Source organism: Hydrogenophaga sp., from assembly GCF_022844385.1.
Lineage (GTDB): Bacteria > Pseudomonadota > Gammaproteobacteria > Burkholderiales > Burkholderiaceae_C > Hydrogenophaga.
The window spans coordinates 1-9164 of the sequence record NZ_JALHLX010000133.1 but is presented as its reverse complement, the minus strand read 5'-3'; the positions used below and the strand labels follow the sequence as shown (position 1 = coordinate 9164).

The 9164-nt window shown below is 65.4% G+C and carries 9 protein-coding genes; 7 read left to right on the top strand and 2 right to left on the bottom strand.

What is annotated here, in order from left to right:
* The coding region (locus Q0C59_RS16675; protein WP_291217587.1) for an MBL fold metallo-hydrolase at positions 1 to 1122 on the bottom strand (1122 nt) is incomplete at its 3' end.
* Between the two features lie 135 nt (positions 1123 to 1257).
* On the opposite strand from Q0C59_RS16675, the gene Q0C59_RS16670 reads away from it, so the two are divergent.
* Complete coding sequence (locus tag Q0C59_RS16670; protein WP_291217585.1) at positions 1258 to 1659, top strand: MerR family DNA-binding transcriptional regulator; 402 nt, start codon at positions 1258 to 1260, stop codon at positions 1657 to 1659.
* 30 nt (positions 1660 to 1689) lie between these two features.
* Here the strand turns inward: Q0C59_RS16670 and Q0C59_RS16665 are convergent, their stop codons facing one another.
* Complete coding sequence (locus Q0C59_RS16665) at positions 1690 to 2313, bottom strand: YigZ family protein (protein ID WP_291217583.1); 624 nt, start codon at positions 2311 to 2313, stop codon at positions 1690 to 1692.
* Between the two features lie 98 nt (positions 2314 to 2411).
* Here Q0C59_RS16665 and Q0C59_RS16660 point away from each other — a divergent pair, with 98 nt between their 5' ends.
* The 6 genes from Q0C59_RS16660 to Q0C59_RS16635 all read left to right on the top strand — a co-directional run bounded on the left by Q0C59_RS16660 (position 2412) and on the right by Q0C59_RS16635 (position 9001).
* Positions 2412 to 2873 carry a PaaI family thioesterase gene (locus Q0C59_RS16660; protein ID WP_291217581.1) on the top strand — a complete coding sequence of 154 codons (462 nt, stop codon included), beginning with the start codon at positions 2412 to 2414 and terminating at the stop codon, positions 2871 to 2873.
* 34 nt (positions 2874 to 2907) lie between these two features.
* Positions 2908 to 4089, top strand: a complete 1182-nt coding sequence (locus Q0C59_RS16655; protein WP_291217579.1) for an isovaleryl-CoA dehydrogenase — start codon at positions 2908 to 2910, stop codon at positions 4087 to 4089.
* 64 nt (positions 4090 to 4153) lie between these two features.
* Entirely contained in the window at positions 4154 to 4813 is a 660-nt protein-coding gene (gene can, locus Q0C59_RS16650) for a carbonate dehydratase (protein WP_291217577.1), read from the top strand.
* A gap of 14 nt (positions 4814 to 4827) precedes the next feature.
* Complete coding sequence (aceK, locus tag Q0C59_RS16645) at positions 4828 to 6639, top strand: bifunctional isocitrate dehydrogenase kinase/phosphatase (protein ID WP_291217575.1); 1812 nt, start codon at positions 4828 to 4830, stop codon at positions 6637 to 6639.
* A 31-nt stretch (positions 6640 to 6670) separates the two neighbouring features.
* Positions 6671 to 7855: an acetyl-CoA C-acyltransferase gene (locus tag Q0C59_RS16640; RefSeq protein WP_291217573.1), complete on the top strand. Its 1185-nt coding sequence runs from the start codon at positions 6671 to 6673 to the stop codon at positions 7853 to 7855.
* 18 nt (positions 7856 to 7873) lie between these two features.
* Positions 7874 to 9001 carry an acyl-CoA dehydrogenase family protein gene (locus tag Q0C59_RS16635; RefSeq protein WP_291217571.1) on the top strand — a complete coding sequence of 376 codons (1128 nt, stop codon included), beginning with the start codon at positions 7874 to 7876 and terminating at the stop codon, positions 8999 to 9001.
* The last annotated feature ends 163 nt before the right edge of the window (positions 9002 to 9164 follow it).

Below are 9164 nucleotides of genomic sequence, written 5' to 3'. Positions count from 1 at the left end.
GTCCTGTTCGCGCACCAGCTCGCCCGCCATCCACAACCAGTGCAGGTGCGCCACCGCCTCGCCCATGGCGAAGGTGGTCTGGTGCAGGTCGAGCGCGCGGGGAAACAGCACCGGCAGGATGTCGGCGCCGCTGCAAGGTTTCTCGCGGCAGGCCGCGCGCACTTCGTCGAGCCGGTCGCGGTGGTGGTCCTGCAGCTGCTGGATGCGCTCGTGCAGGCCCGTGAAAGGCTTGCCGTGTGAAGGCAGCACCAGCGTGTCTGCTGGCAGGGGCAGGTATTTTTTGAGCGAGTCCAGAAACAGCGTGAGCGAATCGGCCTCGGGTTCCTGGTCGTAGACGCTGACGTTGGTGGAGATGCGTGGCAGCACCATGTCGCCGCTGATCAGCACACCGAGCGTTTCGCAATACAGCGCCATGTGTTCCGGCGCATGGCCGTAGCCGCTGATGCAGCGCCACAGTCGCCCGCCGACGGGCACCTGCAGGCCGTCGTACAGCCGGCGGTACTGCGCGGGCACGGACGGCACGAGGTTGGGGTAGTAGCTGGCGCGGCCGCGGATCTTCTCCAGGCTCTCGGGGTCGCTCAGACCTTGCGAGGCGAAGAAGGCCGCCGCCGCTTCGCCACCAAAACCGGTGGTGCTTTGTGAACCGATGCGCGCCATGGTGAAGTCCGTTGCACTCACCCAAAGACGGCAAACTGGTGCCCCCACGCTCGCGGCTTCGCCGTGTCGCTGCCCCCCAAGGGGGCTGGCCTCGCCTTGGGGCGGCCCGGCGGCGCGTCCGCTCCATCTCTCGCACAACCAGTCCGCCAGCCCGATGTGGTCGGGGTGCATGTGCGTGACGATCACGCGCAGCACCGGCAGGCCGTCGAGTTCGTTGGCGAAGATCGTTTCCCACTGTGCCCTGGCTGCGTCGTGCGAGATGCAGCAGTCCACCACCGTCCAGCCCTCGCGGCCGTCGAGTTGGTCGCGCAGCAGCCAGAGGTTGATGTGGTCCAGCGCGAAGGGCAGCGCCATGCGGATCCACTTCACGCCGGGTGCCACTTCCAGCGTGTGGCCGGGCTCGGGCAGGGTCGCTCCCAGGGGGTAGTGCAGACGCGCTTCGAGCTGTTCGCGGGTGGGGTTCATGCGGGTGGGATTCCGTTAAGATGCCGAGGCGATATTGACGTTGACGTAAACGTCAATACTGTGGGCATTCTACGGAGCGGCACCGCCGCGCACTGTCTGCAACCCGACACGGCCTGAAACGACAGCTCTGATCCCATGGCGACGAACCCGACCTACACCATCAGCGATCTGGCGCGCGAGTTCGACCTCACCACCCGCGCCATCCGCTTCTACGAAGACATGGGGCTGCTGGAGCCGCAGCGCGAAGGCCCGGGCGGGCGCAACCGGGTGTATTCGGCGCGCGACCGCACACGCCTCAAGCTCACGCTGCGCGCCAAGCGGCTGGGCCTCTCGCTGACAGAGGCCAAAGACATCATCGACACCTACGACAGCCCGCGCGACACCGGTCCGCAGCTGCGCAAATTCCTCACCGTGCTGGCCGACCACCGTCGCCAGCTCGAAGAGCAGATGGCCGACCTGGTGGCCAACCTCGACGAGGTGAAGGTGCATGAAAAAGAAGCCCGCGCACTGTTGGCCAGGCTGGACAAGAAGTCTTGAGGTTCTCGCTCGCAGAGGCCGCTTGATGTGTCAGCTGGCCCCGGCGCTGGCTGAGCCTTCGGCCGCTTCGACGTCATGCCACACCACCTGGCCGTGCCCGGCGTCGTTGATGCGCGCCACCAGAGCCGCAGCGCGCGACGCCGGCACACGCAGCGTGGCGTCCACCCCGTCCCCATGCTGCACTTCGGCCAGCGAGGCACCGAAGCTGTCGAGTTCACGCCGCAACCAGCCTTCCAGCGAATAGGGCAACACGCAGCGCAGCAGTTGCCAGCGGATCACCAGCACCTTGTCCGCCGACAACAGGGCCTGGGCCACGCTGTCGGTGTAGGCGCGCACCAAGCCGCCCGCGCCCAGCGGCGTGCCGCCGTAGTAGCGCACCACCGTGGCCAGCACCCCGTCCAGGTCCTGGTGGCGCAGCACCTCCAGCATCGGCCGCCCGGCGGTACCTCCGGGCTCACCGTCGTCGTTGGCCGCCGAATGCCCACCCGCCATGAGCGCCCAGCACACATGCGTGGCGCCGGGGTGTTCGGCGCGAAGCTGTGCCACGCGCGCCAGGGCCGCCACGCGGTCGGCCACCGGCTCCACGCAGCCAATGAAGCGGCTTTTCTTGAGGGTCTGGTCACTGTGGACCGGGGCGCTGAGGGTGAAGGGCATGGCGGGGTGAGCATAGCCCTGCACCAGTGGCCTTGAAATTGACGTTTACGTAAACGTCAACGTAGAATCCACGGCTACCCCCACGCACCGAACACGCCGTGACCCCAGCCACCTTCGAGCCCCGCAACCCCGACTTTGACGCCCGCGTGCGCGAGAGCTTTGCCCGCCAGGCCGCCATGCGCACCCTGGGCGCCACGCTCGCGGTGGTCAAGCCCGGGCGGGTGGAGATCACGCTGCCCTGGGCAGAGCCGCTCACGCAGCAACACGGCTTTCTGCACGCCGGCATGGTGGCCACCGGGCTCGACTCGGCTTGTGGCTACGCCGGGTTCACACTGATGGCAGCCGATGCGGCGGTGCTCACCATCGAGTTCAAGATCAACCTGCTGGCGCCCGCCCAAGGCCAGAGCTTCCGCATGGTCGGCACCGTGGTCAAACCCGGGCGCACTGTGACGGTGTGCGAAGGTCATGCGTACGCCATCGACGGCGGGCGCGAAAAGCTGGTCGCCACCATGGGCTGCACGCTCATGGCCGTGGTCGGCCGCGACAACATCCAGGGCTGAAGCCCGCTGAACCTTTTATTTGGAGACCCAACCCATGACCAACCTGCCCGGCCTCAATTTCCAGCTCGGTGAAGACATCGACGCGCTGCGCGACGCGGTGCGCGACTTTGCGCAGGCCGAGATCGCCCCCCGCGCGGCCGAGATCGACCAGAACGACCAGTTCCCCATGGACCTGTGGCGCAAGATGGGCGACCTCGGCGTGCTCGGTATCACCGTGGGCGAGGAGTACGGCGGCGCCGGCATGGGCTACCTGGCGCACATGATCGCCATGGAAGAGATCTCCCGTGCCTCGGCCAGCGTGGGCCTGTCGTACGGCGCGCACAGCAACCTGTGCGTGAACCAGATCAAGCGAAACGGCAGCGAAGCGCAGCGCGCGAAATACCTGCCCAAGCTGATCAGCGGTGAACACGTGGGCGCACTCGCCATGAGCGAACCCGGTGCGGGCAGCGACGTGATCAGCATGAAACTGAAAGCCGAAGACAAGGGCGGCTACTACCTGCTCAACGGCAGCAAGATGTGGATCACCAACGGACCGGACGCCGACACCATGGTGGTGTACGCCAAGTCGGAGCCCGAGATGGGCGCACGTGGCGTCACGGCCTTCCTCGTCGAAAAAGGCATGAAGGGTTTCAGCACCGCGCAGAAGCTGGACAAGCTCGGCATGCGCGGCAGCCACACCGGCGAGATGGTGTTCAACAACGTCGAGGTTCCGGTCGAGAACATCCTGGGTGGCCTCAACAACGGTGCCAAGGTGCTCATGAGCGGGCTGGACTACGAGCGCGCCGTGCTCACCGGCGGCCCACTGGGCATCATGCAGGCGGTCATGGACAACATCGTCCCGTATATCCACGACCGCAAGCAGTTCGGTCAGAGCATCGGCGAGTTCCAGCTCATCCAGGGCAAGGTCGCCGACATGTACACCGTGCTGCAGGCCGGACGCTCGTTCGCCTACACGGTCGCCAAGAACCTGGACCTGCTCGGCGCCGAGCACGTGCGCCAGGTGCGCAAGGACTGCGCTTCGGTCATCCTGTGGTGCGCTGAAGAGGCCACCAAGATGGCTGGCAACGGCATCCAGATCTTTGGCGGCAACGGCTACATCAACGAATACCCGCTGGGCCGACTGTGGCGCGATGCCAAGCTGTATGAAATCGGCGCCGGCACCAGCGAAATCCGCCGCATGCTGATCGGCCGCGAGCTGTTTGCCGAGACCTGCTAACGTCCGTGGCTTCCCAGCGCGAGCACGACCCGCTGGTCGAGCCGCCACTTCCTGAGAACACCGCATGACTTCGCACCTGCAGAACCTGTTTGACCACAACCGCGCCTGGGCCGCCGAGATGGTGGCCGAGCGCCCGACCTTCTTCACCGAACTGCTCAAGCAGCAGAGCCCGCGCTACATGTGGATCGGCTGCTCCGACAGCCGCGTGCCAGCCAACCAGATCACCGGCCTGGCGCCCGGTGAGGTGTTCGTGCACCGCAACGTGGCCAACGTGGTCGTGCCCACCGACCTCAATTGCCTTTCGACCATCCAGTACGCGGTGGACGTGCTCAAGGTCGAGCACCTGATGGTGGTGGGCCACTACGGCTGCGGCGGTGTGCAAGCCGCGCTTAACGATGTGCGCGTGGGCCTGGCCGACAACTGGCTGCGCCACATCAAGGACGTGCGCGACCGCCACGCCGGGCTGATCGACGGCCTGCCCGAACACCGGCGTGCCGACGCCCTGTGTGAACTCAATGCCATTGAACAGGTGATGAACGTGGCACAGACCACCGTGGTGCAGGATGCGTGGATGCGTGGCCAGATGCTCACGCTGCACGGCTGGGTGTATGGCCTGAGTGATGGTTTGCTGAAGGACCTGCTGATCACGGCCGAGGGCACGCAGGGGCTGGATGCCATCTACCGCGCGGCGGTGGATGGTGTGACCGCACGGCACTTCGGCTGAACACCCGCGGCGCCATGTTCCCCCAGCGCCTGGACTCCACCCTGGCCTACGCCATCGCCAAGGCCATGATGGACGGTTTCAACCGGCACTACCGCTTGTTCCGCACCGAGTCGGCGCGCGCCAAACACCGCTTCGAGACGCGCGACTGGCGTGGCCAGCAGCGCGCCCAGCGCGAGCGCATCGAGTTCTACGACCTGCGGGTCAAGGAATGCGTGATGCGGCTCATGAAGGAATTCGGTGCTGACGAGCAGCCGATGGAGGTGTGGGAGCAGGTCAAGCTGCACTACATCGGCCTGCTGGTGAACCACCACCAGCCCGAGCTGGCCGAGACCTTCTTCAACTCGGTCACCACCAAGATCCTGCAGCGCGCCTACTTCCAGAACGACTTCATCTTCGTGCGCCCGGCGGTCTCCACCGAGTACATCGAGAACGAAGAGCCTAGCGCCAGGCCCACCTACCGCTGCTACTACCCCACGGCCGAGACCATGCAGGCCGAGGCGCTGCTCATGCTGCAGGACTTCGACCTGCGTGTGCCGTTCGAAGACCTGGGGCGCGACGCCGAACTGGTGCTGAATGCCATGAAGCGGCATTTCGACCATGTGAAGCTGCGCGCGAATTTCCAGTTCCAGGTGCTCTCGGGGCTGTTCTTCCGCAACAAGGGCGCCTACGTGGTCGGCAAGATCATCAACGGCTTCCAGGAGGTGCCGTTCGCGCTGCCCATCCTGCACAACACCGACGGGAAACTGGTGGTGGACGCTGCGCTGTTTGGCGAAGACGACCTGCTGATCCTGTTCAGCTTCGCACGCGCCTACTTCATGGTCGACATGGAGATCCCCAGCGCCTACGTGCAGTTCCTGCGCAGCATGATGCCGCGCAAGCCGCGCGCCGAGTTCTACAACGCGCTCGGTCTGGCCAAGCAGGGCAAGACGCTGTTCTACCGCGACTTTCTCTTCCACATGCGGCACAGCACCGACAAGTTCCGCATCGCGCCCGGCATCAAGGGCATGGTCATGCTGGTATTTGATTTGCCCAGCTTCCCGTTCGTTTTCAAGGTCATCAAGGACTTCTACCCGCCGCAGAAGGAGACCACGCGCGAGCAGATCCGCGGCAAGTACCTGCTGGTCAAGCAGCACGACCGCGTGGGCCGCATGGCCGACACGCTGGAGTTCTCGGAAGTGGGTTTTCCGCGCGACCGTTTCACCGACGAGCTCATCGCCGAGATCCAGAAGTACGCGCCCAGCCAGCTGGAGATCAGCGACCGCGACGGCGATGGCACGACCGAGGTGGTCTTGAAACATTGCTACATCGAGCGCCGCATGATCCCGCTCAACATCTACCTGCAGGAGGCGTTTGACGCGCTGCAGACGCATGCCAAGGACCCCGCCGCCACCGCGCAGCTGGAGCGTGCCGTGGTCGAGTACGGCAACGCCATCAAGGATCTCGTGGCCGCCAACATCTTCCCCGGCGACATGCTGTGGAAAAACTTCGGCATCACGCGCCACGGCAAGGTGGTGTTCTACGATTACGACGAAATCGAGTACATCACCGACTGCCATTTCCGCCGCGTGCCCCAGCCGCGCAATGAGGAGGACGAGATGTCGGGCGAGGTCTGGTACACGGTGCACAAGCACGACGTGTTTCCCGAAACCTTCGGTCCGTTCCTGCTCGGCAACCCGGTGGTGCGCGAGGTGTTCATGAAGCACCACGCCGACCTGCTCGACGCCGCCTTCTGGCAGTCGCACAAGGAGCGCATTGCTGCCGGCCATGTGTTCGATGTTTTCCCCTATGAGAGCGAGCGGCGCTTCCTGTCGCACGCGCTCGCCTGACCCCTTTTCCATTCATCCCAGGAGATTCACCATGTCCCAAGACGCAATCGTCATCGTGGGCGCCGCCCGCACCCCCATGGGCTCGTTCCAGAGCGACTTCGCCAGCCTCTCGGCCCACGACCTCGGTGGGGCCGCCATCAAGGCCGCGGTGGAGCGCAGCGGTGTGAACCCGGAGCTCGTCGACGAGGTGCTGTTCGGCAACTGCCTGATGGCCGGCCAGGGCCAGGCGCCCGCGCGCCAGGCCGCGTTCAAGGGCGGGCTGCCCAAATCGGCGGGTGCGGTGACGCTCTCCAAGATGTGCGGATCCGGCATGAAGGCCACCATGCTGGCGCATGACATGCTCATGGCTGGCAGCGCCACCGTGATGGTGTCTGGCGGCATGGAGAGCATGACCAACGCCCCATATCTGCTGCAGAAAGGCCGCGGCGGCTACCGCATGGGCCACGACAAGATCTTCGACCACATGATGCTCGACGGCCTGGAAGACGCCTACGAAGCCGGCCGTTCCATGGGCACCTTCGGTGAAGACTGCGCCGCCAAGTACAGCTTCACCCGTGAGCAGCAGGACGCCTTCGCCATTGCCTCGGTGACGCGCGCCAAGGCCGCCACCGAAAGCGGCGCCTTTGCCGCCGAGATCACGCCCGTGACGGTGAAAGACCGCAGTGGCGAGCGTGTGGTGAGCACCGACGAAGGCCCGGGCAAGGTCAAGCTCGACAAGGTCACCAGCCTCAAGCCCGCGTTCAAGAAAGACGGCACCATCACCGCCGCCTCCAGTTCCTCCATCAACGATGGTGCTGCCGCGCTGGTGCTCATGCGTGAGTCCACCGCGAAGGCCCAGGGCCTCAAGCCGTTGGCCCGCATCGTGGCGCACAGCACGCACGCGCAGGAGCCCAACTGGTTCGCCACCGCCCCGGTGGGCGCCACGCAGAAGCTGCTGGCAAAAACTGGCTGGAGCGTGGAGGACGTGGACCTGTGGGAGATCAACGAAGCCTTCGCCGTGGTGCCCATGGCTCTGATGACCGAGCTGAGCATTCCGCACGAGAAGGTCAACGTCAACGGCGGCGCTTGCGCGTTGGGCCACCCCATCGGCGCCAGTGGTGCGCGCATCCTCGTCACGTTGCTGCACGCGCTGCAGGCGCATGGCAAGAAGAAGGGCGTGGCCACCTTGTGTATCGGCGGCGGCGAAGCCACGGCCATGGCCATTGAGCTGCTGTAACCCGGACACGACCTGGCCATGCTGAACCAAGACCAACTCATGATCCGCGACGCGGTGCGCAGCTTTGCCCAGGAGCAGCTCTGGCCGCACGCGGCGAAGTGGGACAAGGAGCACCACTTTCCGAAAGACGTGCACAAGGGCCTGGCCGAGCTCGGCGCCTACGGCATCTGTGTGCCCGAGGCGCTGGGGGGCGCGGGGCTGGACTATGTGACGCTGGCCGTGGTGCTGGAAGAAATCGCGGCCGGTGACGGCGGCACCAGCACCGCGATCTCGGTCACCAACTGCCCGGTGAATGCGATCCTGATGCGCTATGGCAATGCGCGACAACAGGAGCAATGGTTGCGTCCGTTGGCCGCGGGCCAGATGCTCGGCGTGTTCTGCCTGACGGAACCGCACGTGGGGTCGGACGCCTCGGCGCTGCGCACGACGGCCACCAAAGAGGGCGATGAATTCGTGCTCAACGGCGTCAAGCAGTTCATCACCAGCGGCAAGAACGGGCACCTGGCGATCGTGATCGCGGTCACCGACAAGGGCGCGGGCAAGAAGGGCATGAGCGCGTTCGTGGTGCCCACGAGCACGCCGGGTTATGTGGTCGCGCGGCTGGAAGACAAACTCGGCCAGCACAGCAGCGACACGGCGCAGATCAATTTCGACAACTGCCGCATCCCGGCCGAGAACCTGATCGGCGCCGAGGGCGAGGGTTACAAGATCGCGCTGTCTGCACTCGAAGGCGGTCGCATCGGCATTGCGGCGCAGAGCATCGGCATGGCGCGCAGTGCGTTCGACTGTGCGCTGGCCTATTCCAAAGACCGCTCCAGTTTTGGCCAACCTATCTTCAACCACCAGGCAGTGGGGTTTCGGCTGGCCGACATGGCCACGCAGATCGAGGCGGCGCGCGCACTCACGCACCACGCTGCGGCCTTGCGCGACGCGGGCCAGCCGTGTCTTAAAGAGGCGGCCATGGCCAAACTGTTTGCCAGCGAAATGGCCGAGGCGGTGTGCACGGCGGCCATTCAGGTGTTTGGCGGCTACGGCTACGTGAGCGACTTTCCGGTGGAGCGCATTTACCGGGACGTGCGGGTGTGCCAGATCTATGAAGGCACGTCGGATATTCAAAAGATCATCATCCAGCGGGCTTTGGCCTGAGGTTTGTCTCCGGCTGGTCCGGTCATCGGAGGCCATGGGGCACGGCTCCGCGAATGTCCTCCGGGGCCTGCGGCCCCTCCCCCTGATACTCTGATCCCGCTCTCCTTGCACCCAAGAGAGCCCGCCTCGTGACCCCGACCCTCCCCCTGGGATTCGATCCCGG